Raw genomic sequence first — 24118 nt, 5'->3', positions numbered from 1 at the left:
CTATTTTGACGTCAATGTGTGGCAGTGTGAGGCGGCAGAGCCACAGATCTTCGCTGCGCTTTCTGGTATGCTTGCCGCGCTTTGCTAACAAGAGGCTTTAAGTTGTCTATGTCAGGTTGGCGTAAACTCTATTACAAATTATTGAATTTACCACTCTCTATTTTGGTAAAAAGTAAGGTCATTCCGACCGATCCTGTCTCTGAACACGGGATCGATCCGACACGTCCGGTGATGTATGTTTTGCCTTATGATTCAAAGGCTGACTTGCTGACATTGCGGGCGCAATGTTTGAAACATGATCTGCCCGATCCGCTGGCACCGCTAGAGATCGATGGCACCTTACTTCCCCGCCACGTGTTTATTCACGATGGCCCGCGCGTTATTCCTTATTTCGTGGCAAATCCGGAATCGGTAAAGCTCTTCCACGACTACCTCGATCTGCACCGCAGCAACCCGCAGCTTGATGTGCAGATGTTGCCGGTCGCGGTGATGTTTGGTCGTGCGCCGGGACGTGAGACGTTGGGCGAAGCCGCGCCACACTTGCGCGTGCTGAATGGCGTGCAGAAGTTCTTCGCCATTCTGTGGCATGGTCGCGACAGCTTTGTGCGCTTCTCACAAACCGTTTCGCTGCGCCAAATGGCCACCGAGCACGGCACCGATAAGTCGATTGCACAGAAACTGGCACGCGTAGCGCGGATTCACTTCGCACGCCAACGTTTGGCGGCGGTTGGGCCGAGCTTGCCGGCGCGTCAGGATCTCTTCAACAAGCTGCTTCAATCCAAAGCGATTGAAAAGGCAGTAGAAGATGAAGCGCGCAGTAAAAAGATTTCGCATGAGAAAGCCCAGCAACACGCCATCGAAATGATGGAAGAAGTCGCGGCCAACTTTTCCTATGAAGCGATTAAAATCACCGATCGCGTAATGGGTTGGCTGTGGAGCCGCTTATATCAAGGTATCAATGTGCATGGCGGCGAGCGCGTCCGTCAGCTGGCGCAGGATGGCCATGAGATCGTTTATGTGCCCTGCCACCGCAGTCACATGGACTATCTGCTGCTCTCATATGTCCTTTATCACCAGGGTTTGGTGCCGCCGCACATTGCTGCCGGTATCAACCTGAATTTCTGGCCAGCGGGCCCGATTTTCCGCCGTTTGGGTGCGTTCTTTATTCGTCGTACCTTTAAAGGCAACAAACTCTACTCCACCGTATTCCGTGAATATCTGGGCGAGTTGTTTAGCCGTGGTTACTCGGTTGAATATTTCGTGGAAGGTGGACGTTCGCGTACCGGCCGTTTACTCGATCCGAAAACCGGTACGTTATCAATGACGCTGCAAGCGATGTTGCGTGGCGGCAGCCGCCCCATCACTTTCGTGCCGATCTACATCGGTTATGAGCATGTGATGGAAGTGGGTACCTACGCCAAAGAGTTACGTGGCGCGGCGAAAGAGAAAGAGAACTTCCTGCAAATGGTACGCGGCTTGCGCAAGCTGCGTAATCTCGGCCAGGGTTACGTCAACTTTGGCGAACCGCTGCCATTGATGAACTACCTGAACAAAAACGTGCCGGAATGGCGTGATGCGATTGATCCGATTGAACCGCAGCGTCCCGCCTGGATGACGCCCGCAGTGAATGACATTGCGGCGAAGCTGATGGTACGCATCAATGAAGCCGGTGCGGCCAACGCCATGAACCTGTGTGTGACTGCGCTATTAGCGTCACGCCAGCGTTCACTGACGCGCGAACAGCTGATTGAGCAACTTGAGTGCTACACCCAGTTGCTGCGTAACGTGCCGTATTCGCCAGAAGCAACGGTGCCCGATATGAGCGCCGAAGCCCTGCTAAATCACGCCATGGGCATGAACAAGTTCGAAACTGAGCAAGACAGCATTGGTGACATCATCATTCTGCCGCGTGAGCAGGCGGTGCTGATGACCTACTATCGCAACAACATTCACCACATGCTGGTGATGCCGTCGCTGATTGCCGCTGTAGTGCAACAACATCGTGAAATCAGCGAAGCAGAACTGCTGCGTCAGGTGAGCCTGGTGTATCCGATGCTGAAGAGTGAACTGTTCCTGCGCTGGAAAGACGAAGAACTTCCTGCGCTGCTCAATGCCTTGTGCACAGAAATGGCACGTCAGGGGCTGATTTCTCAGCAAGATGGTCAGCTCAAGATGAACGCAGCACGTCATCGTTCACTGCAATTGTTGGCAGCGGGCATTCGTGAAACCTTGCAACGTTTTGCGATTACCTTTGCGATTCTCAGTGCCAAACCGGCAATTAACCGTGGCACGCTGGAGAAAGAGAGCCGCACGCTGGCGCAACGTTTGTCTGTGCTACACGGCATCAATGCGCCGGAGTTCTTCGATAAAGCGGTGTTTACAGCGCTGGTGCTGACGCTTCGTGCTGAAGGCTACATCAGTGATACCGGTGATGCCGATGCCGAACGCACCCATATGATGTGGCAGATGCTGGCGGAGTTGGTGACCAATGATGTGCGATTGACGATTGAAAGTGCGATAACGCACGAGTAATGCGGCAAGCGATAAAAAGGGCGCACTTTGGTGCGCCCTTTCTTTTTATAGCATATCGACAAACGGTACCGTGCTGAGCAGGATGCCCAGGAACAGCACCATGCCAACATAGTTGTTATTCAGAAATGCCTGGAAGCAAGGATCGCGCTCGCGCTGGGCAATCAGTTTCTGCTGATGCACAAACAGGCCCGCGGCCAGCAACAGCGACCAATAAAATGCGCCGCTCAGATTGAGCATCATGCCGACCAACGCCATCAGCGCCAGCGTCGCCAGTTGCAGCAAACCGATAATTAGCTTGTCGTAACGACCAAACAGAATAGCTGTCGATTTTACGCCAATCTTCAAATCATCATCACGATCAACCATCGCATATTGCGTGTCGTAAGCCACTGTCCAGCAAATATTCGCCAGGAAAACCAACCAGCAAACCAAAGGTAAGGACTCACTAACTGCCGCCCATCCCATCGGGATCGCCCAGCCAAATGCCGCGCCCAATACTACTTGCGGCAGATGCGTGTAACGCTTCATGAAGGGATAAACCCACGCCAGCGCCAATCCGCCGAACGACAGCAAGATCGTCATGGTGTTCATGGTTAACACCAGCATGAAGGCCAGCAATCCCAAGCCAGCAAACAGTAGTTTGGCTTCCTTCTCGCTTACCGCGCCGCTCGCCAGCGGGCGTGAAGCGGTACGCTTAACGTGACCATCAATTTTGCGATCGGCGTAATCGTTGATCACACAGCCCGCGGCGCGCATCACAATCACGCCGAGCACGAACACCAACAGCACTGGCAGCGGCGGAATCGCCATGCCAGAAAGCCACAGCGCCCATAGGGTTGGCCACAGCAGCAACACGGTGCCGATAGGTTTGTCGATACGCATCAGGCGGCAATAGGCCTGCCACTTGGTCATCGGTAAAGTGTTTTGCACAGTCATTTATCCTTGCTCCAGCGAGCGATACAGCGGCGACGCCGGTAAAAACAGTTCGGTTAGCAACAGCGGTTTGCCTGACAAACGCAGGCGGGAACGGCGTCCCCATAAATCATCAACCTGGCCGGGATCGATAAAATCACGGCTCAAGGTTGATGAAGAGAACAGATAACGGCCTAGCGGTCGCGTGCCGAGCTTTTGCAGCATCTGTTCCGGGCCATTTAGTGTGCTGTCAGGGACGACCGTGCGGCCAATCAGCCAGGGTTCGCCATCGCCACACAGCACAATTTCACGCAGCCAAAAGCGTTCATCGGCAGGCAAGAATGCCGCTTCTTCCTGTACTTCATCAGCAGCAAAAAAGCCTTCGCGGATCGGCTCAACGGTGACCTGCTGGCAATGCTGCTCGAAACGGCGCGTCATGGAATCTTCTTCCAGTAGCCAGTCCAGCAAAGGGGCGGAAAGCAGCGGGGAAGAGGCTGGTAGCCAGTGCAGTGCGCGTAGCTGGCGCAGCGCTTCATGCGACATCAGGACATCTCCGGAAAAAAAGTTGCCCTAGTTTAACGCAGAGGAGAATGCGTGGCACGGATCGTTGTGCCACGACAAAGAAAGAAGATTATTTACTCACGTTTCAGGCGATTACTGTTCGCCAGCCACAACGTCACCACCAGAATCAGAATGGCCGCTGAGTAATACAGCGTATCGAACGGATTTTTATGGTCCACGATGATCAGACGAATAATCGCCGTTATACCGATATAGATGAAATAGCGCAGCGGGAAGTGATAGCCCGACTGAAAGTACTTCACAATCAGCGCGATAAACTCGAAATAGAGGAAATAGATGACGATACCTTCGATCAGCAGATACGAAGAGGTCTGTTCACCGGTACTAAATAGCACGTTAGCAAGGTGAATGGTCTCCTTGCCGAGAAACACCACCAGAATAATCGCCAGAATGATCAGGCCAATATTCAGCACCCATTGCAGTGCCAGGGAAATGTACTGCCCAACGCCTGTTTTTATTGTCATTTTTTCACACCTCGTGCTCTGAATAGCTCTGGCGCTATCATGCTGTAGTGTGATCAAAATCACAATATTTATACTTCGACATCCACGCAAAGCGCGTCGTAGCGCCAGAACTCGCAGTCGCAATCAATCACGCGCTTATGTTGATCGCGGTTAATGCGGGTGATGAGCAATCCCGGCGTGCCGCTGGCAACATTCAACGCGGGTGCGGCACGCGTGGGCAGCGGCCCCGGCAAAATAGTGAAACGCGCGCCACCGTAACGAATGCCATAACGTTGCAGGTATAAGTCGGTGAGAGAACGGGTGAGATCTTCGTCTAACAAGCCGGGGAAATAGGCTGGGTTGAGGTAATGCTCCACATACAACACCGCGCGGCCATCAATGCGCCGCAAACGCCGAATACGGTAAACCGTGTCGCCTTCCAGCAGCTGAAGATGTCGCGCAATCGCCAGTTGCGCGGGCACCTCGCGTGCCTCCAGCACTTCGGTGCTGGCCACACGCCCCTGCTCTGTTGCCATCGCGTGAAAGTGGCTATGATGCGACGGGTTATACACCAGACGCGGCGGCGCCAGAAACCAGCCGCGACGCAGTTCGCGATAGATAATGCCCTGCGCTTCCAGCAAACCCAGCGCTTCACGCAAGGTGATGCGCGTGGTGGAATATTGCTCGCTAAGACTGCGCTCCGCCGGTAAACGTCCGCTGGCAAATTCACCGATTTCAATGCGTTCACGCAGCCCTGCCGCAATCACATCCGCCGTTTTCGACAACATTTTTCAGCCTCATTTTGGGGCAAAACTGCACTATGACAGTTCGATGACTACAATGTGACAAGAACACACCCACGCTTTAGCGCGCTGTAACCGCATGTGGATCGTCGCGCCACACCACATTTCACCACCATGGTCATAAAACCTTCATCTACTCGGGCTACATTGGCTCGGTTCTTGCTGGTCTAGACCAAGAAGTCCCACAACATATACCGGGAGCAATCGAGATGAAAGCGTTTATCGCCTCTGTAGTAGCCAGTGCCGTACTGCTTGCGTTGCCTGCCGCGCAAGCCGCAGATAATGACCTCGCCGCGCTCGAAAAAGCTGCGCGTGCTGAAGGTCAGGTTAACAGTGTCGGCATGCCAGACAGCTGGGCCAACTGGAAAGATACCTGGAGTGACCTCAGCAGCAAATATGGCCTGAAGCACAGCGACACTGATATGTCCTCTGCCCAGGAACTGGCGAAATTCGATGCCGAGAAAGAGAACGCCAGCGCGGATATCGGCGATGTGGGCGCCGCGTTTGGGCCAATTGCCGTAGCGAAAGGTGTCGCACAGCCTTATAAACCCACCCATTGGGACCAAATCCCAAGTTGGGCTAAAGATCCAGAAGGCAACTGGATGCTGGCGTATACCGGCACCATCGCGTTCCTGGTCGACAAGCAACAAGTGAAAGATGTACCGCACAGCTGGGCCGATTTAAAGAAAGGTAAGTATGTGGTCACTATCGGCGACGTCGGCACTGCGGCTCAAGCGGCGAACGGCGTGTTGGCTGCCAGCTATGCGATGGGCGGCGATGAGAAGAACGTAAAACCGGCGCTGAGCTTCTTTGGTGAGCTGGCGAAAGAAGGCCGCCTGGGCGTGACCGATCCGGTGATTGCCAACATTGAGAAAGGCGAAATTCAGGTTGCCGTGGTATGGGACTTTAACGGTCTGAACTACCGCGATCAGATCGACAAAAACCGCTATGAAGTGGTGATTCCATCTGATGGTTCAGTGACTTCGGGTTACTCCACCATCATCAACAAATACGCCAAGCACCCTAATGCCGCCAAGCTGGCGCGTGAATACATCTTGTCTGATGAAGGTCAGATCAATCTGGCAAAAGGCTATGCGCGTCCCATTCGTGCCGAGCATTTAACGCTGCCTGCCGACGTGCAAGCCAAACTGCTGCCGCAGTCTGAGTACAAAAATGCCCGTCCAATCAAAGACCAGGCTGCCTGGGACAAGACCTCGAAAATGCTGCCGCGTCTGTGGCAAGAGAACGTCATCATCAATATGAAGCAATAACGTTGTTGTTATAGGGTGCGCATTCATGCGCACCTTTTTTCCATTAAGGAGAAAGGATGAAAACGATCCTGGTGGTATTGGATGGGCTGAGCAATCAGGTGGCGCAGCATGCAATGGGTTATCTGTTTGCCGAATGCGCACAGGGCAACGGCCAATATTATACGCTGACCTGCGAACTGCCTTCGCTGTCGCGCCCGTTATACGAATGCATTTTGACCGGCATTCCACCGGTGCGCAGCGGCATTATTCATAACGGCGTCAATCGCTTGAGTAATCAGCGCAGCATCTTCCATTACGCGCGCGCTGCCGGCTTAACCACCGCCGCCGCCGCATATCACTGGGTGAGCGAACTGTACAATCAAACTCCGTTTAATGCCGCGCGCGATCGCCACACCCACGCGCCCGATCTGCCGATTCAGTACGGCCACTTTTACTGGGACGACGGTTATCCGGATTCCCATCTGTTTGAAGACGCTGAAAGTTTGCGCCTCAAGCACGATCCCGATTTCCTGCTGATCCACCCGATGAACATTGACGATGCCGGACACAAGCACAGCTTGTCGTCGCCGCAATATCGTAACCGCGCGCGCATGGCCGATGGCTATTTATCGCAGTGGATGCCAACCTGGCTGGCGGAAGGCTATCAGGTGATTGTCACTGCCGATCACGGCATGAACGACGATCGCTCGCACGGCGGTATTTTGCCGGAAGAAACCCAAGTGCCGCTGTTTGTGTTTGGTTCAGGCTTCTCGCTTCAGGCGGATCTGCAACCACAGCAAACCGAGTTATGCGGCATCGTTTGCAGTTTGCTCGGCGTCGAACACGACAAACCGGTTTGTCGCGCACTATTGGCGGAGCGGCATTAATGAAAGGCAAAACGCTGGCTACGTTATTGCTGCTGCCGTTTGCGCTGTTCTGGGTGGCTTTCCAGCTCGCGCCGCTATTGTGGATTGCCATTAACAGCTTCTGGAGCGATATCAACGAACGTTGGGGCATCGATAATTACAGCGATATCCTCACCTCGCCGTTCTATTTACAGGCGTTTCGTCTGTCGCTGGATATCTCCATCTGGTCGAGCATTTACGGCTTGCTGATCTCGCTGATTGCTGGCTATTCGCTGCATCAGTTAGGAAGCGGCCGTTTTCAGCGCTTTTTGATGTCCTTTACCAACATGACCAGCAACTTTGCTGGCGTGCCGTTGGCGTTTGCCTTTGTGATTCTGCTCGGCCTAAACGGTTGCCTGACGCTGCTGCTGCGTCATTACGGCGTGCTGGAAGGCTTCAAACTGTTCTCGCGAGACGGCATGGTGCTGGTTTATACCTGGTTCCAAATCCCGCTCGGCATTCTGCTGCTCTATCCGGCCTTTGACGGTTTACGTCAGGATTGGCAAGAGTCCGCCGCCTTGCTCGGTGCCAGCCGCTGGCGCTATTGGTGGCATATCGGCTTACCGATTCTGTTCCCGGCGCTGCTTGGCACCTTTGTGATTCTGCTCGCCAATGCGCTTGGCGCGTACGCCACCATTTATGCGCTCACCACCGGCAACTTCAACGTGGTGCCGGTGCGTATTGCTGCGCTGGTTTCTGGCGATATCTCGCTGGATCCGAATACCGGCGGCGCGTTGGCGATGCTGCTGGTGCTGATTATGGCGCTGATTACCGTGGTGCAGCAGTATCTGGTGCGTCGCAGCTATCTCAACGCCAAACCTTCCTGAGGAGCCACACGTGTCCCGCGCGGAAAAATTTTATCATCGCCTGATTGTCTGGCTGCTGCTGTGTATTTTGGCCGCGCCGCTGCTGGCGACGCTGCTGTACGGCATCTCCACCGAATGGAGCGACACCATTCTGCCGCAAGGTTTTACCTTGAAGTGGCTGAGCGAATTGTGGAGCGATCCACGCTTCCTGACGGCGTTAGGCCATTCGTTGCTGGTGTGTTTTGGTGCACTGCTGTTCTCGTTAGTGCTGGTGCTGCCTGCGATGTTTGTAATCGCTTACTACTATCCGAAGCTTGACGCGGTAATGAATGTGCTGATTCTGATGCCGTTCGCCGTGCCGCCGGTGGTGTCATCGGTTGGCCTGTTGCAGCTCTATTCGTCTTCCCCGCTGATGCTGACCGGCACGCCGTGGATTTTGATTGGCTGTTACTTCACCATCGCGCTGCCGTTTATCTATCGCGCCATCTCCAACAACATGCAGGCGATCAATCTGAAGGAACTGATTGATGCCGCACATCTGCTGGGTGCCAGCACCTGGCAAGCGGCGCTGTTTGTAGTGCTGCCGAATCTGCGCAAAGGGGTGTTTATTGCGGTGCTGCTCTCCTTCTCTTTCCTGATTGGTGAGTTTGTGTTCGCTAACATGCTGGTCGGCACCCGCTATGAAACCTTGCAGGTTTATCTGTTCAATATGCGCAACGGCAGCGGCCACTTCACCAGCGCCCTGGTGATCTCCTATTTTGCTGTTGTTTTGCTGGTCACCTGGCTGGCGAATGCCCTCAATCCTGAACGAGGCTGATCATGAGTTATCTGAACGTCACCCAGTTGAACAAAAGCTACGGCCCAACCACTATTTTCGAGAACATCGATTTCAGCGCTGAACAAGGTGAATTTGTTACCCTGCTCGGCCCGAGCGGCTGTGGCAAATCGACACTGCTGCGCTGCATTGCCGGATTAACGGAAGTGGATAGCGGCAACATCTTGCTGCAAGGCCAGGATTTGGTGCCATTGCCGCCGCAAAAACGCACCATCGGCATGGTATTCCAAAGCTACGCACTGTTCCCAAATATGACGGTCGAGAAGAACGTGGCGTTTGGCCTGAAGATGCAGAAACTGGCGGGCAGCGATATCCAAAAACGCGTGATGGAAGTGCTGGCATTAGTCGAACTCACCGATTTCGCTAAACGTTATCCGCATCAACTCTCTGGCGGGCAATGTCAGCGCGTGGCGCTGGCGCGTTCGCTGGTGACGCGTCCGCGTTTGCTGCTGCTGGATGAACCTTTATCGGCGCTGGATGCGCGTATTCGCCGCCACTTGCGCGAGCAGATCCGCAATATTCAGCAAGAGCTGAAACTCACTACCATTTTCGTTACCCACGATCAGGAAGAAGCGCTGACGCTGTCCGATCGCATCGTGTTGATGAATCGCGGCAAGATTGTGCAGAACGGCAATGCGGAAATGTTGTATACCCAACCGGCCGATCTGTTTGCTGCCGGTTTTATTGGTAACTACAACTTGCTGAGCGCAGAACAGGCCACGCAGTTAAGCGGCCAGCCATTCAGCGGTCAGGTGGCGATTCGTCCCGAGTCGATTCGTGTATGCGCGCCGCAAGAGGGCATTCCCGCCACCATCCTCAGCCACAGCCTGCTTGGCAACGTGATTCGCTATCGCGTATTGGCGCAAGATATTGAGTTGTCGGTAGATGTGCTCAACCGCAGCGCGGCAGATTTGCACCCCGCAGGTATGCAGATTGGACTACAGTTAGAGATGTCGACGTTGCGCCAGGTCGCTTAATTTAAACGAAAAAAGGTAACGCAACCCGGCAGTGGTTTTACCGGTTGCGCTCACCGTCAGGCTGGCAATCGGCGCATTTTGAGCCTGACGGATGAGGAGCCTTTAACCGTGTTAACTCTGCTTAATCTACTCTCTGCCGTGGCGCTGTTGGTGTGGGGCACGCACATTGTGCGTACCGGCATCATGCGCGTGTACGGTGCCGATCTGCGCCGCGTGCTAAGTCGCAGCGTCGAGAAAAAACCGATGGCGTTTCTCGCCGGGATTGGTGTGACGGCGCTGGTACAAAGCAGCAACGCCACTACCTTATTAGTCACTTCGTTTGTTGCGCAGAATCTGGTGAGTCTCACGCCCGCGCTGGTGGTGGTGCTCGGTGCCGACGTCGGGACCGCGATCATGGCGCGTATTCTGACCTTCGATCTCTCTTGGTTGTCGCCGCTGTTTATCCTGTTTGGCGTGGTGTTTTTCCTCAGCCGCAAACAAACGCGCCTCGGCCAATTAGGCCGCGCCAGCATCGGCCTGGGCCTGATTTTGCTGGCGCTGCAACTGATCGTCGCCGCCGCTCAACCGATCACCCAAGCCGCTGGCGTGCAAGTGCTGTTCTCGACGCTGACCGGCGATGTGATGATGGATGCGCTGATTGGCGCGGTATTCGCCATCATCAGCTATTCCAGCCTCGCGGCGGTGCTGATTACCGCGACCTTAACTGCCACCGGCGTAATCTCGTTTAAAGTGGCGCTGTGTTTGGTGATCGGCGCCAATCTCGGCAGCGGCTTGCTAGCGATGATCAACGCCAGCGGTTCCAATGCCGCCGGTAAACGCGTGGCGTTGGGGAGTTTGCTGTTCAAGCTGATCGGCAGCATCGCCATTCTGCCGTTCGTCAATGTTGTCGCCGACGTGCTCGACAAATTGCCGGTCGATGACGAAGAGTTGGTGATCTTCTTCCACGTGTTCTACAACCTGATTCGCTGCGTGATCATGGTGCCGTTCGCCGATGCAATGGCGCGTTTGTGCCGTCGTATGATTGACGACGATCCGGAGAATGAAGCGCACCTCAAACCCAAACATCTCGATAGCAGCGCGCTGGATACGCCCGCATTAGCGCTGGCCAATGCCTCGCGCGAGACGCTGCGTATCGGCGACGTGATCGAGCAAATGGTCGAATCCTTCAATAAAGTGGTGCACGGCGATCTGCGTGAAGAACGCGCGGTGCGACGGCTGGATGATGATGTCGATGTGCTGTATACCGCTATCAAACTCTATCTGGCGCGCATGCCGAAAGAGGATTTACCGGAAGATGATTCACGCCGCTGGGCGGAGATCATTGAGATGGCGCTCAATCTGGAGCAGGCGGGCGATATTCTTGAACGCATGTGCGCCGATGTCGCCGATAAATCGCTGACCGCGCGCCGCGCATTTTCGCCAGAAGGATTGGAAGAGCTGAATACCTTACAGGAACAGGTGCTGTATAACCTGCGCCTGAGTTTGTCGGTGTTCCTGTCGCATGATGTCACCAGCGCCAAACGCCTGCGCCGCTCCAAACATCGCTTCCGCATTCTGATTCGCCGCTTCTCCCACGCTCACGTTGAGCGCCTGCATATGCAAAACGTGCAAAGCATCGAAACCAGTTCGCTGCACCTTGGCTTGCTCGGTGATATGAAGCGTTTGAACTCGCTGTTCTGCGCCGTGGCGTACACGGTGCTGGATCAGCCGGATGATGAGCGGGATGAGGATTAAATGTCGTTTCGTAGGGTCGCCATTTATGGCGACCACACAAAATTACGACAACAAACTAAACGCGATCATTCCAACAATCGCGCCGGTGGTGCCGAGGATGGTTTCCATCAGCGTCCAGGTCTTCAACGTTTCCGCTTCGGTGGCGCCCGTGAAGCGGCCGAACAGCCAGAAACCGGCGTCGTTAACGTGGCTGATAATAATCGAGCCGCCGCCAATACAAATCGACAGTGCCGCCAGTTGCGCGCCGCTGTAATGCAGCGGTTCAATCACCGGCATCACCAAACCGACGGTGGTTAAACAGGCCACGGTTGCCGAGCCCTGAATCACGCGAATCGCGCCAGAAAGGATGAAGCAGGCCAACGCAATCGGCATCCCCGCGCCGGTTAACGCATGCCCTAAAACCGGGCCAACGCCGGAATCCACCAGCACTTGCTTAAACACGCCGCCCGCACCGATCACCAGCAGAATAATGCCCGCCGGTTGCAGCGCGCTGCCGCACACTTGCATCACCTTCTCTTTATCCATGCCCTGACGATACGCCAGACCGTAAATCGCCACCAAACACGCCAGCAGAATCGCAGTAAACGGATGGCCGATAAATTCCAGCCATTCATACAGATGCGAACCTGGCGTGGTGAAGCGCGCGCCAATGGTTTTCAAGCCAACCAACAGCAGCGGGAACAAAATCAGCGAAAGGCTAAAGCCAAACGACGGCAGTTTGCTCTCTTCAACATCTGGCTGATGATCTTCCGGTGGCGTGCTGAAACTGACGTGACGAGCGATGAAGTTGCCAAACAACGGACCGGCAATCAGCATGCCGGGAATCGCCGCACACAAACCCAGCAGGATCATCCAGCCGAAATCCGCGTGCATTTGCGAGGCCAGCAGCATCGGCGCCGGTCCTGGCAACAAAAACGCCGCCGACGCAGCCACGCCAGCAAACAGCGGAATCACCAGCTTGACCAGATTGCCTTTAGTGCGACGCGCCACGGCAAAGGCGATGCTGATCAGCAACACCACCGCCACTTCAAAAAACAGCGGCAATGCGCAGATCAAGCCCGCCACGCCCATCGCGTAATGCGCGCGGCTTTCACCAAAGGTTTTCAACATGCGGATGGCAATTTGATCGACTGCGCCGGTTTCATGCAGGATTTTGCCGAACATTGCGCCCAGCGCCACCACAATGGCGAGGAAGCCGAGCGTGCCGCCCATGCCTTTTTCCATGGTTTGCGCGATTTTATCCAGCGGCATGCCGGAGAATAATCCGGCACCAATTGAAACTAACATCAGGGCGACAAAGGCATGCATACGCGCTTTCATCACCAAAAACAGCAGCAGCAGGACAGAGCCTGCTGCGGTTAACACTAGCGTTGCGGTACTCATGACTAACCCTTGTTGATTGCGTCCTTAATGGTCGCAACCGTGGCCGCAACAACGTCATCCAGTGAATGATTGATATCCACCACTAATACATCCGACTCATCTGCGCCTGGTTCCTGCAAGGTAGCAAACTGCGTCACCAGCATCTGCGGCTTGAAGAAGTGGCCTTTACGCGCTTTCAGGCGTGATTCGATGGTCTCAAAATCGCCTTTCAGATAGATGAATTTCAGGTTCTCGTTGCCCTGACGCAAGATGTCGCGATAGGACTTTTTCAGCGCCGAACAAACGATAATCGAGACTTCCTGAGTGCGCTGCATGGCAAACGCCGCATCATTGAGCGCTTGCAGCCACGGCTGGCGATCGGTGTCATCCAGTGGATGACCATCGGCCATTTTCAGGATGTTGCTGCGCGGATGAAGGAAATCTCCATCAAGAAATGCGGTGCTTAATTGATGAGAAACCTGATTAGCGACGGCAGACTTTCCGCTGCCGGAAACGCCCATCAGGATAAAGACGTGATGCGATGGAGATGGCGTGGTCATGGTTTTGCGCTCCGGCAGTTTTTCTGCCCAATGTTACCGATAACAAATTGTGTTGCCATTGTCGGAGCCGACAGAAAAGCTGGCAACCCTTGTTAGGCGGAAAAGCACGAAAGTGTGAACTGACTCAAAAAATCGCCAAAATCAGATGCTGTCACCTTCGGCAATTTCAAACCCGACATCCAACGGTGCAGTGACGTTACGATCGCCGCCAATCCGCGCCAACAACATCGCCGCCGATTCCCGTCCCATGCGCTCGCGCGGCGTGAGCACGGTTGCCAGACGCGGATTGACCACTTGCGAGATATCGTGGCCGTGGAAACCGGCAATCGCCATTTGTTCGGGCACACGCAAGCCCTGGCGCTGGCACTCAAACATCGCGCCCACCGCCAGGTCATCGTTGGTACAGAACAAGCTGTCGGTTGCGGGATAGCGTTTTTGCGCTTCGCACAGCAACTGCGCACCGGCGCTAAATGATGAGGCGTCTTCCATCATCACGCTGTGCGGCGTCAGTCCCGCTTCACGCATCGCTTTTTCGTAACCCTGCTGTTTCTGTAAGGTACGTTCATCAAGACGCGCGCCAAGGTAAACGGTGTGGCGATGGCCTTTTTTCAGGATAGCATGCGTCATCTGGCGTGCTGCTTCGACGTTATCGAAGCCAACGGCCATGTCGAGGCACGGCGTCACGGAATCCATCATTTCAATTACCGGAATGCCCGCCACTTCCAGCATGCGCAGCGTACCCGGCGTGTGAGTACGTTCGGTGAGGATTACGCCATCAATGTTCCAGCCCAGCAGCGAGCGCAGCTGCAACTCCTCTTTCTGCGCGTTGTAACCAAAGTGCGCCACCAGCGTTTGATAACCCGCTTCGTCGGTGACGGCTTCGATACCGCGCAACACGTCGGCAAAAACCTGGTTAGTTAAGGAAGGCAACAGCACGCCGATAGCGCGACTGGTGGCGTTAGAGAGCATGTCGGGGGCGCGATTGGGGATGTAACCGAGTTCGTCGAGCGCCACGGCGATTTTGTCGCGCAGCGCCGCAGAGACCTGATCGGGATTACGCAGGTAGCGGCTAACGGTCATTTTTGTGATGCCGACGCGATCGGCAACGTCCTGTAATACCGGTCTTTTCTTCTTCATCGTATGCGCCTGAAATCGGAGATACGACGAGTTTATCATTTTTTTGTCATGTTCAGCGTCAGGCGCGCGTCAATGCGCGCCGCGCCAAAAGTTGCCGTAGGGTCGCCATTTTTGGCGACCGGGGGTTTTACACTGGCGGCAAATCAAACAGCAGAATCTCAGCATCGCTGTCCGCTTTGATGCTCAGCGCGCTTTCATCCCAAATCGCCAATGCATCGCTGGTGCCCACTTGTTCACCGTTCACGCTTACCAGGCCTTTCACCACCTGAATCCACACGCGACGACCGGCATCAATCTGCACTTCATCGCTTTCATCGGCGGCAAACACCCAACGCGACAACGTCATGTCCTGGAACACCTTGAGCGATCCGTCACGTTCATCCGGCGTCAGCACAAACTGGCGGCCTTTTACATCGTCGAAACGGCGCTGCGCGTAACGCGGCTCAATGCCTTTGCGCTCTGGAATGATCCAGATTTGGTACAGGTGCAGCGGATCGGTGGCGCTGGCGTTGTATTCCGAATGACGCACACCAGTGCCGGCGCTCATGATCTGGAACTCACCACTTGGGATCTGCTCTTTATTGCCCATGCTGTCCTGATGCTCAACGGTGCCGGAAAGCACATAAGTCAGGATTTCCATGTCTTTGTGCGGATGGGTACCAAAACCCTGGCCGCCATCGATCACATCTTCGTTAATCACTCGCAGCGCCGAGAAGCCCATGAAGTTGGCGTCGTAGTAATCGGCGAAGGAAAAGGTGTGCCAACTATCCAACCAGCCGTGATTAGCGTGACCGCGTTCTTCAGCTTTACGTACATAAATCATGTTCAATTCTCCTCAATGTTTTTTGTAGTTTGAGCCTGAGGTGCATTGATTGATAGCTGAAAAACTTCACTCCTCAGTTCAAAAATAATGAATGAAAAAGGAATTAATACCGATGTGTTTATAAATAAGAACCCGCTAACGAGATTGGTCTTGTAGATAACATCTCTCATAACAAAGAGCATCTCTGACCCTGCTAGCAGGAATAACAAGGAAAAATTATGTCAGAACACATCACTCCACCCGCCAAGCGCCCAATTGAGCGTTTTCTGAATACCGTTGAATGGCTGGGTAATTTATTGCCGCATCCGATTACCTTATTCGCGTTGTTTTCACTGTTTATCATCGTTGCGTCGGCTGTAGCAGCAGCGTTTGGCGTCAGCGTTATCGATCCGCGCCCCGCTGGCGCAGCAGGACGCGCCGCCGATGGCGTGATTCACGTGGTGAGCTTGATGAGTGCCGATGGTTTGCAACGCATCGTCAGTCATCTGGTGACCAACTTCACCGGATTTGCACCGTTAGGAACCGTGCTGGTGGCGCTGCTTGGCGTCGGCATTGCCGAGCATTCCGGCCTGCTTTCTGCCGCGATGCGTGCGCTAGTATTTAACGCGCCGAAAAAGCTCATCACCTTTACCGTGGTGTTCGCCGGTATCATCTCGAATACCGCGTCTGAACTCGGTTATGTGGTGCTGATTCCGCTGGCAGCGATGATTTTCCATTCGCTGGAACGCCATCCGCTCGCCGGTTTGGCTGCGGCCTTTGCCGGTGTTTCCGGCGGTTACAGCGCCAACTTGCTGCTCGGCACTATCGATCCGCTGCTGTCGGGCATCACACAAAGCGCCGCGCAAATCATCGATCCGAATTACCTCGTTGGCCCGGAAGTGAACTGGTACTTCATGTTCGTCAGTACCTTTGTGATTTCCATCCTCGGCACCTGGATCACCAACAGCATCGTCGAGCCAAAACTCGGCCAATATCAGGATAGCGAAGGCGATGCGGTGCGCGGCGATATGGGCGAATTAACCCCGCAAGAGCGCCGGGCGTTGAAAGGCGCTGGCTGGGCGGTGTTGGGCGTCACTCTGCTGCTGATCCTCACGGTGATTCCTAGCTATGGCGTGTTGCTCAATCCCAAAACCGGCACGCTGGCAGGTTCACCGTTCCTGAAAGGCATCGTGGTATTCATTTTCGTGTTCTTTGCTATTCCGGGCGTGGTTTATGGCCGCATGATGGGCAATATGCGTAACGATCGCGACGTGATTAACGCCATGTCGGCCAGTATGAGCAGTATGGGCATGTACATTGTGCTGGTGTTCTTTGCCGCGCAGTTTGTGGCCTTCTTTAACTGGAGCAACTTTGGCACCGTGGTAGCGGTTAAAGGCGCCACGCTGCTGGCTTCGCTGGATATGGGCGCGCCGCTGCTGTTTGTTTGCTTCATCCTGATTTGTGGCTTTATCAACCTGATGATTGGCTCTGCCTCAGCGCAATGGGCAGTGACGGCACCGATCTTTGTCCCGATGTTGATGCTGGTAGGCTTTGCGCCAGAAGTGATTCAGGCGGCTTATCGTATTGGCGATTCGGTGACGAACGTGATTACGCCGATGATGAGTTATTTCGGCCTGATTATGGCGGTAGCAGCGCGTTATCGTCGTGATATGGGGATTGGGACACTGGTCGCTATGATGCTGCCGTATTCGGTGGTGTTTATGATTGGCTGGACGCTGCTGTTTGTGTTGTGGGTGTTTGTATTCAATCTCCCGGTCGGGCCCGGTGCAGCCACCTGGTACACAATGTAACGGCAAAAAAAAAGCCAGCACCCGAGCTGGCTAAATAATACTTGGAAGCAATGTGAGCAATGTCGTGCTTACCCGGCTGTCAGGAGACGTTCCCGAGCTCGCATGACAATAATAATCATTATCATTCGCGTCTGTAAAGTGCTTTCGCGAATTTTTTCGCATTGACGTGCCGCGAGAATTCCTTGATGTTAAAGGGGATTTTATCCATTTCAACGCCACTTAGCGTAATGCCGATTAGTTAAACTTTGAGTGTCTTTCGTTCGCTATCCAATAAGCAGTTTCATTTACACTGTGCGGCGACCGAGCAAAGGGCCGATGGCGCGCCCCTTTGCAATCCCACGCCTTGCGCCTGCCCATCCCGCCGCTGCGCGGTACCTTCGCTCACTCATTCTGCCTGACGGACCGGTGTCGATTCGCTCCTGCTCAGCGCCACCTCTCGCCGCATCCATGCGACTCGTCCTGGCATCACTCACTCGCTCAGCGGGTTGGGATGTCGCCCCAACCCCCACGCTGCAACATCTTTGTTTTTATCAAGAAACGCTTCGCGGTAAGCAATAAACCCAAAACTCACAGACCACGCTGTTTTTAACTTAGAAAAAGATTCTCACAGGCGAGGTTTGCTGGGCGCCATCCGCAGCGCCGAGTGAAGAGTGACGGCCAGGATGAGCCAACACGATGTTGGCGAAAGCGCGGCATGAGCCAAGGATGGCGAATCTGCGCGGTCCGTCAGGCCGGAGGGATGAACGAGGGAACAGCGAGGACGGCGCAAGGCGCGGATTGCAAAGGGCCACGCCATTTGGCCCTTTGCCCGACCGCCTGCATCATTCAGCCTGAAACTACCTCATACTTAGCGGGCGGAATCTTCTCGGTGCCATCGCTGATCAATATCCCGCACTTAAATCATCCACCGAACGCGGATCCGACGCGCCATAACGCGTGCCGTCTGGCCCAATCATAATGCTCTGCGTGCTGCCCATCGCCGGCATTACTTTCACATGCTGGCCTTTCGCTTCCAGCAAACGCAGCGTATCCGGACTAAAGCCCTTCTCGACGCGCAGCTGATCCGGCAACCATTGATGATGGAAACGCGGCGCGTTGGTGGCTTCGGCGACATTCATGCCAAAATCAATGCTGTTCACCACCATTTGCAGCACAGTGGTGATAATACGACTTCCGCCTGGGCTGCCGGTCACCAGCCAGGTTTTGCCATCTTTGGCCACAATCGTCGGTGACATTGACGACAGCGGACGTTTCGCTGGTTGCACCGCATTGGCTTCGCCGCCGACTAAGCCATATACGTTTGGCGTGCCCGGTTTGGCCGAGAAGTCATCCATTTCGTTATTCATCAGAATACCGCTCTGACCGGCGACAATGCCGCTACCGAAATAGGTATTCAGCGTATAGGTCACCGCCACCGCGTTACCGTCTTTATCCACCACCGAGAAATGGGTGGTTTGATTGCTTTCGTACGGCTCAAGTTTACCGGGTTTGATCTCGCTCGATGGACGCGCTTTGTTGACGTCAATCTGCTGCGCCAGCGTTTTAGCGTAGGCTTTGCTGGTCAGCGCTTGCTGCGGCACTTTGACGAAGTCAGGATCGCCGAGATATTCCGAGCGGTCGGCATAGGCGTATTTTTCCGCTTCGGCCATCACCTGCATGGCATCGGCGCTGCCAAAGCCCCACTTCGCCAGATCGAAGTTCTCAAGGATATTGAGGATTTGCACGATGTGAATCCCGCCAGACGATGGCGGCGGCATGGAGAACACTTCATAGCCGCGATAAGTGCCGCTCACTGGCTTGCGCTCCACCGCGCGATACGCCGCCAAATCCGCTTTACCAATCAAACCACCGTGTTGCGCCATTTCACCGGCAATTTCATCGGCGATTTTGCCTTTATAGAACGCATCCGGCCCTTGCTGCGCAATCAGTTGCAGGCTATGCGCGAGGTTTTTCTGCACCAGACGTTCGCCTTTCTGATACGGCTTGCCGTCGGCTTTGTAGAAAATCGCACGGCTATTATCGTGGTTGATCAGCGTCTCTTTGCCGTAAGTGGCAAGATCGTCGGCCAGCGCGTCATTTACCACAATGCCGTCGCGTGCCAGCTTGATGGCCGGTGCCAACAGTTTACTCAGCGGCAAGGTGCCATATTTCTGCGCGGCCAAGGCAAAACCGGCCACGGTGCCCGGCGTGCCTGAGGCTAAATGCGAAGTGAGTGATAACTTACTGTCCGCATTGCCCTGTTTATCGAGGAACATATCGCGGGATGCGCGCGCCGGTGCCATTTCACGAAAATCGATGGCGGTGGCACGACCTGAAGCGGTGCGCAGCAACATAAATCCGCCGCCGCCAAGATTACCGGCTTGCGGATGGGTCACCGCTAACGCGAATCCTACCGCCACTGCCGCATCCACCGCATTGCCGCCCTGCTTTAAAATATCGACGCCCACTTGCGTCGCCATCGCATCCACCGACGCCACCATGCCATGTTTGGCTTTGACCGGGTGGAAGGTATCGCTATCGACGCCGTAAGAAACCGGCGGCGCGCTGGCGGGCGCGGCCTGTGCGCCCTGCACCACGGTGAAACTCATCAGCAATGCCCAACCCAGCTGACGCACGTTGCCCTGTATCCTCATCCTGCCACCTCTCTTTTAAGTTATTTACATTTGTTATTAATTGATGCAAGTGTTTGCAAATACAGTAAAAAGCGTAGCAGCTAAGCCAAATTAGGCGCACTCCTGGTTCGAGAGTTTGTGATATTGCATAAACTTATGACAGCAGCGCGTGTTGCCACATTGGCAGCATCAGCACACAGCAGGCTGCATTAATGGAGGAAGACCATGAACAAATGGCTAATTGTGATCGCAGCATTGCTGCCGTTGAGCAGCATGGCGAATATGCTGAACAGTACTAACAACCCGAACCAACCTGGCTATAACCCGAGCCAGCAGCGGATGCAGACGCAAATGCAGGTTCAGCAGCATCAGCAGAAGCTCAAGTTGCAGCAGAATCAGCAGCAGCAAAGTCAGGATTTACAGCGGAAAGTGCAGGAACAGCGGGATAGTGCCCAGCAGCGTGTGATTCAATCGCAGCCGGGCCAGGTGCAGCAGCAGTCGAACTAACGGAAGTCGGGGCCAATAATGTCGATGCGATCGGTACAGATGGCATCAACGCCCCAACCCAGCAGCTCGCGCGCCCGCGCGGGCTGATTCACGGTATACACCAGAATATGCAAACCGGCAGCTTTTAACTGCGCGGTGCGTTCGGCATCCAAAAGCTTGTGATTCAGGTGGATAGAAACACAATCCAGCGCCGAGGTTAGCGCTTGCCAATCATCATGCCATTCGTCCAGCAACAAGCCGCGCGGCAGTTCTGGCACCGCTTGCATGGCGGCTTCTAATGCTTCATACGAGAACGATGAAAGCAGCGGCGCGGTTTGCCCTTGCCACATCTCGCGTGCCGCCAGCGCCACGTTGCGTCCGGTAACCACGTCCAAACCGGTGGTCGGTTTGATCTCGATGTTCGCCATCATGTGATGCTGGCGACAACGTTCGGCCACTTCGCTCAGCAGCGCCAGCGGCTCGCCTTCATAATCACGGCTGTACCAACTGCCCGCATCCAGCTGCGAAAGTTTGTGCCACGACAAATCCCCCGCCACGCCCCAACCGTTGCTGGTACGATCCAGCGTGTCATCGTGCAGCAGGAAGATTTGCTTATCTTCCGACAGCTTGGCATCAAACTCGATCATGGTATGACCGTACTGCGCGCCGACATCAATCGCCGCGAGGGTATTTTCCGGTGCCAGTTTGCCGCCGCCGCGATGCGCGACGATGTGCGGATAAGGCCAGTTGTGTTGACTCATTCCAGACGCTTTCCATGGGTTGAATCGAAGAAGTGTAACGCATCTGCCGGCAGATGTAGCCACAAGGTGCTGCCCGCTGGCGGACGTTCACTGTGCGGCAAACGCACCACCATGCGCGCGTTGCCAATACGACCGTGCGCGAGGTTATCGGCGCCGAGCATCTCGAGCGTTTCGACCACCAACGGAATGCCACCGGCATCGCGACTGCTCAGCTGAATGTGTTCCGGACGGATGCCGAGCGTCAGCGGGCGATTGGCCCACTTCGCTTTGCTCTCGCCCAGCAGCAAGCTGTTCAGCGCATCAAGCGTAAAGCGCGTGCCGTCGCTGTTGATGTTGCCCGGCAACAGGTTCATCGCTGGCGCACCGATAAAGGAAGCCACGAATTGGCTGGCCGGACGCTCATACACTTCCACCGGCGTGCCAACCTGCTCAACCACACCTTTGTTCATCACCATCACGCGCTGCGCCAGCGTCATCGCTTCCACCTGATCGTGGGTGACGTAAATGCTGGTAGTTTTCAGGCGGCGATGCAGCTGTTGCAGCTCAAGACGCATTTGTACGCGCAGGCGCGCATCCAGGTTGGATAACGGCTCATCGAACAGGAATACCGCCGGTTCGCGTACGATAGCGCGCCCCATCGCCACACGCTGGCGCTGTCCACCTGACAACTCACGCGGACGGCGATGCAGCAGATGATCCAGCTCGAGGCTGCGTGCCGCTTCCATCACGCGTTGGTCAATCTGCACTTTACCCATGCCGCGAATCTTCAGGCCGTAGGCCATGTTTTCGCCGACCGTCATATGTGGATAGAGCGCGTAGTTCTGGAACACCATCGCGATGCCGCGATCTTTCGGTTCGAGGTTGGTGACGCGTTTGTCGTCAATATAGATATCGCCAGACGTCACGCGTTCGAGGCCAGCGACCATGCGCAGCAGCGTGGATTTGCCGCAGCCGGAGGGGCCAACCATCACCATAAATTCGCCATCGTTGATGGTGATATTCAGTGGCTGAATGATCTGATTTTTGCCGTCATACGATTTGGTGACGGTCTGTAGGGTTACGCCTGCCATTTATTTATCACTCTCCACCAGGCCACGCACAAACGCACGTTGCATCACGAGGACCACCACCACTGGTGGAATCAGGGTTAATAACATTGCCGCCATCACTTCATTCCACTGCGTTGGCCCGCCGCTGGTGTTGATCATACTTTTCACCCCGGCAACCGCGGTGCTGAGACCCGGATCGTTGATGATCAGCAATGGCCACAGATATTGGTTCCAGCCATAGATAAAGGTGATCACAAACAGCGCGGCGAGATTGGTTTTCGACAGCGGTAACACGATGTCCCAGAAGAAGCGCATCGGGCTGGCGCCATCAATACGCGCCGCCTCAATCAATTCATCTGGCAGTGACATAAAGAACTGGCGGAACAGGAACGTGGCGGTGGCGGAAGCCATCAGCGGCAGCGTCAGTCCGCTGTAGCTGTCGAGCATATTCAGCGTCGAGATCACTTCCACCGTCGGGAAAATACGCACTTCAACCGGCAGCATTAAGGTGATGAAAATCAGCCAGAAGAACAGTGAACGCAGCGGGAAGCGGAACCACACCAGCGCAAACGCTGAAAGCATCGAGACGGTAATTTTTCCAATGGTGATGCCCAACGCCATCAGCAAACTGTTGAACATCATCATGCCAAATGCCGGGCCATTACCGTTGACGCCATGCGTCCAGATGCGCGCAATGTTCTCCCACAGATGCGTACCCGGCACCAACGTCATCGGCACTTGATACACCGCGTCGTTATCCAGCGTTGCTGCCACCAAGGCGATGTAGAGCGGGAACAAGATGGTCAGTACGCCGAGCACCAGCAAGGTATGGCTGAAGATATCCAGCCCGCGTCGATTCTCAATCATTGGTATTGCACCTTACGCTCGACAAAGCGGAATTGCAGAATAGTCAGGCCAATCACCAGCAACATCAGCACCACTGACTGCGCAGCGGACGCCGAGAGATCGAGGCCGGTAAAGCCTTCGCGATAGATTTTGTAGATAAGCGTGGTGGTCGCCTGCACCGGACCGCCGCCGGTTGCGGCATCGATCACCGGGAAGGTATCGAAGAAGGCATACACCAGGTTGACCACCAGTAGGAAAAAGCTCACCGGCGTAATCAGCGGCAACGACAAGTTGAAGAAACGGCGCACCGGACCGGCGCCATCGATCGCCGCCGCTTCCACCAGCGATTTAGGGATCGACTGCAATGCGGCGAAGAAGAACAGGAAGTTGTAGCTCATTTGCTGCCAGATCGACGCCAATACAATCAGGAACATCGCCTGGCCGCTGTTTTGCGCGTAGTTCCAGTTGTAGCCCATTTGATTCAGCAGATGGCTGAACAAACCGAGGCCAGGATTAAACAGGAACATCCACAATACCGCCGCCACCACCGGCGCCACCGCGTACGGCAGCAGCAGCAAGGTTTGATAGAGTTTTCGCAGACGGATAACGTAATCCACCAGCGCCGCCAGCAGCAGAGAAAAGGTCATGCCGCATACCGTCACCAGTGCACTGAATTCAATGGTGGTCCAGAAGGACGCCAGATAATAATCGTCGCTGAACAGACGTTTGAAGTTCGCCAGACCGACAAAGGTGCTGGAGATACCAAAAGGATCAATACTTTGCAGTGAATACCACAGCGCTTCACCAGCTGGCCATAAGAAGAAAATGGCGGTAATCACCAGCTGCGGCAGCACCAGTAAATAGGGCAAAAGACGGGAGCGGAACACGGGGCGTGATGAGGACATAGCAGGCT

22 protein-coding genes are annotated in these 24118 nt (G+C 54.9%); 9 read left to right on the top strand and 13 right to left on the bottom strand.

From position 1 onward, the window contains the following. Positions 1-108: 108 nt before the first annotated feature. The gene (gene plsB, locus ACPUC7_RS09920; RefSeq protein WP_494922811.1) at positions 109-2532 is read left to right on the top strand and encodes a glycerol-3-phosphate 1-O-acyltransferase PlsB; all 2424 of its coding nucleotides are present in this window, start codon (positions 109-111) and stop codon (positions 2530-2532) included. Positions 2533-2577: 45 nt separating this feature from the next. Here the strand turns inward: plsB and ubiA are convergent, their stop codons facing one another. From ubiA to ACPUC7_RS09900, 4 genes are all read right to left on the bottom strand, one after another. Then, positions 2578-3462: a 4-hydroxybenzoate octaprenyltransferase gene (gene ubiA, locus ACPUC7_RS09915; protein ID WP_494922987.1), complete on the bottom strand. Its 885-nt coding sequence runs from the start codon at positions 3460-3462 to the stop codon at positions 2578-2580. Positions 3463-3468: 6 nt separating this feature from the next. After that, the gene (ubiC, locus tag ACPUC7_RS09910; RefSeq protein WP_494922810.1) at positions 3469-3987 is read right to left on the bottom strand and encodes a chorismate lyase; all 519 of its coding nucleotides are present in this window, start codon (positions 3985-3987) and stop codon (positions 3469-3471) included. Positions 3988-4079: 92 nt separating this feature from the next. Then, positions 4080-4490 (bottom strand): phosphate-starvation-inducible protein PsiE, encoded by a 411-nt coding sequence (gene psiE / locus ACPUC7_RS09905; protein ID WP_008109934.1) that lies wholly within the window; start codon positions 4488-4490, stop codon positions 4080-4082. A 68-nt stretch (positions 4491-4558) separates the two neighbouring features. Then, positions 4559-5257, bottom strand: coding sequence for a UTRA domain-containing protein (locus ACPUC7_RS09900; protein WP_494922809.1), 699 nt, complete (start codon positions 5255-5257; stop codon positions 4559-4561). A gap of 224 nt (positions 5258-5481) precedes the next feature. Here ACPUC7_RS09900 and ACPUC7_RS09895 point away from each other — a divergent pair, with 224 nt between their 5' ends. The 6 genes from ACPUC7_RS09895 (at position 5482) to ACPUC7_RS09870 (ending at position 11779) form a co-directional block, all read left to right on the top strand. Then, positions 5482-6543 carry an ABC transporter substrate-binding protein gene (locus ACPUC7_RS09895; protein ID WP_494922808.1) on the top strand — a complete coding sequence of 354 codons (1062 nt, stop codon included), beginning with the start codon at positions 5482-5484 and terminating at the stop codon, positions 6541-6543. A 56-nt stretch (positions 6544-6599) separates the two neighbouring features. Further along, the gene (locus ACPUC7_RS09890; protein ID WP_494922807.1) at positions 6600-7409 is read left to right on the top strand and encodes an alkaline phosphatase family protein; all 810 of its coding nucleotides are present in this window, start codon (positions 6600-6602) and stop codon (positions 7407-7409) included. Next, entirely contained in the window at positions 7409-8254 is an 846-nt protein-coding gene (locus ACPUC7_RS09885) for an ABC transporter permease (RefSeq protein WP_343552534.1), read from the top strand. The genes ACPUC7_RS09890 and ACPUC7_RS09885 overlap by 1 nt, the downstream gene beginning before the upstream one ends. Before the next feature lie 10 nt (positions 8255-8264). Further along, a complete protein-coding gene (locus ACPUC7_RS09880) occupies positions 8265-9050 on the top strand; it encodes an ABC transporter permease (RefSeq protein ID WP_343552535.1) in 786 nt (261 codons plus the stop codon). A gap of 2 nt (positions 9051-9052) precedes the next feature. After that, on the top strand, positions 9053-10045 hold the full coding sequence (locus ACPUC7_RS09875) for an ABC transporter ATP-binding protein (RefSeq protein ID WP_494922806.1): 993 nt from the start codon (positions 9053-9055) through the stop codon (positions 10043-10045). Between the two features lie 108 nt (positions 10046-10153). Continuing rightward, positions 10154-11779, top strand: coding sequence for a Na/Pi cotransporter family protein (locus ACPUC7_RS09870; protein WP_494922805.1), 1626 nt, complete (start codon positions 10154-10156; stop codon positions 11777-11779). Between the two features lie 42 nt (positions 11780-11821). Here the strand turns inward: ACPUC7_RS09870 and gntU are convergent, their stop codons facing one another. The 4 genes from gntU to ACPUC7_RS09850 form a co-directional block, all read right to left on the bottom strand. Then, the gene (gene gntU / locus ACPUC7_RS09865) at positions 11822-13162 is read right to left on the bottom strand and encodes a gluconate transporter (RefSeq protein ID WP_494922804.1); all 1341 of its coding nucleotides are present in this window, start codon (positions 13160-13162) and stop codon (positions 11822-11824) included. Positions 13163-13164: 2 nt separating this feature from the next. After that, complete coding sequence (gene gntK / locus ACPUC7_RS09860; RefSeq protein ID WP_494922803.1) at positions 13165-13701, bottom strand: gluconokinase; 537 nt, start codon at positions 13699-13701, stop codon at positions 13165-13167. A 141-nt stretch (positions 13702-13842) separates the two neighbouring features. Beyond that, positions 13843-14838, bottom strand: a complete 996-nt coding sequence (gene gntR / locus ACPUC7_RS09855) for a gluconate operon transcriptional repressor GntR (protein ID WP_343552540.1) — start codon at positions 14836-14838, stop codon at positions 13843-13845. 127 nt (positions 14839-14965) lie between these two features. Beyond that, positions 14966-15661 carry a pirin family protein gene (locus tag ACPUC7_RS09850; protein ID WP_494922802.1) on the bottom strand — a complete coding sequence of 232 codons (696 nt, stop codon included), beginning with the start codon at positions 15659-15661 and terminating at the stop codon, positions 14966-14968. Positions 15662-15879: 218 nt separating this feature from the next. Here ACPUC7_RS09850 and ACPUC7_RS09845 point away from each other — a divergent pair, with 218 nt between their 5' ends. Next, the gene (locus tag ACPUC7_RS09845; protein WP_494922801.1) at positions 15880-17451 is read left to right on the top strand and encodes an AbgT family transporter; all 1572 of its coding nucleotides are present in this window, start codon (positions 15880-15882) and stop codon (positions 17449-17451) included. An 881-nt stretch (positions 17452-18332) separates the two neighbouring features. On the opposite strand, the gene ggt is transcribed toward ACPUC7_RS09845, so the two are convergent. Continuing rightward, a complete protein-coding gene (gene ggt / locus ACPUC7_RS09840; protein ID WP_494922800.1) occupies positions 18333-20084 on the bottom strand; it encodes a gamma-glutamyltransferase in 1752 nt (583 codons plus the stop codon). Between the two features lie 204 nt (positions 20085-20288). Between ggt and ACPUC7_RS09835 the strand changes: the two genes are divergently transcribed. Further along, a complete protein-coding gene (locus ACPUC7_RS09835; RefSeq protein ID WP_494922799.1) occupies positions 20289-20570 on the top strand; it encodes a DUF2756 domain-containing protein in 282 nt (93 codons plus the stop codon). Here the strand turns inward: ACPUC7_RS09835 and ugpQ are convergent. Genes ugpQ through ugpA form a run of 4 tightly spaced genes read right to left on the bottom strand, consistent with a single transcriptional unit; the run spans position 20567 to position 24110 of the window. Then, entirely contained in the window at positions 20567-21310 is a 744-nt protein-coding gene (ugpQ, locus tag ACPUC7_RS09830) for a glycerophosphodiester phosphodiesterase (RefSeq protein WP_494922798.1), read from the bottom strand. The genes ACPUC7_RS09835 and ugpQ overlap by 4 nt on opposite strands. Continuing rightward, a complete protein-coding gene (locus tag ACPUC7_RS09825; RefSeq protein ID WP_494922797.1) occupies positions 21307-22380 on the bottom strand; it encodes a sn-glycerol-3-phosphate import ATP-binding protein UgpC in 1074 nt (357 codons plus the stop codon). Before ACPUC7_RS09825 ends, ugpQ begins: the two co-directional genes overlap by 4 nt. Beyond that, the gene (gene ugpE, locus ACPUC7_RS09820) at positions 22381-23226 is read right to left on the bottom strand and encodes a sn-glycerol-3-phosphate ABC transporter permease UgpE (protein WP_343552548.1); all 846 of its coding nucleotides are present in this window, start codon (positions 23224-23226) and stop codon (positions 22381-22383) included. It abuts the gene before it with no gap. Further along, complete coding sequence (gene ugpA / locus ACPUC7_RS09815) at positions 23223-24110, bottom strand: sn-glycerol-3-phosphate ABC transporter permease UgpA (protein WP_343552549.1); 888 nt, start codon at positions 24108-24110, stop codon at positions 23223-23225. The genes ugpE and ugpA overlap by 4 nt, the downstream gene beginning before the upstream one ends. Between the last annotated feature and the right edge of the window lie 8 nt (positions 24111-24118).

It is taken from the genome of Pantoea sp. CFCC18179 (assembly GCF_059412405.1).
Note: the sequence above shows the minus strand (reverse complement) of the source record. Positions and strands in the feature narration are given on the sequence as shown.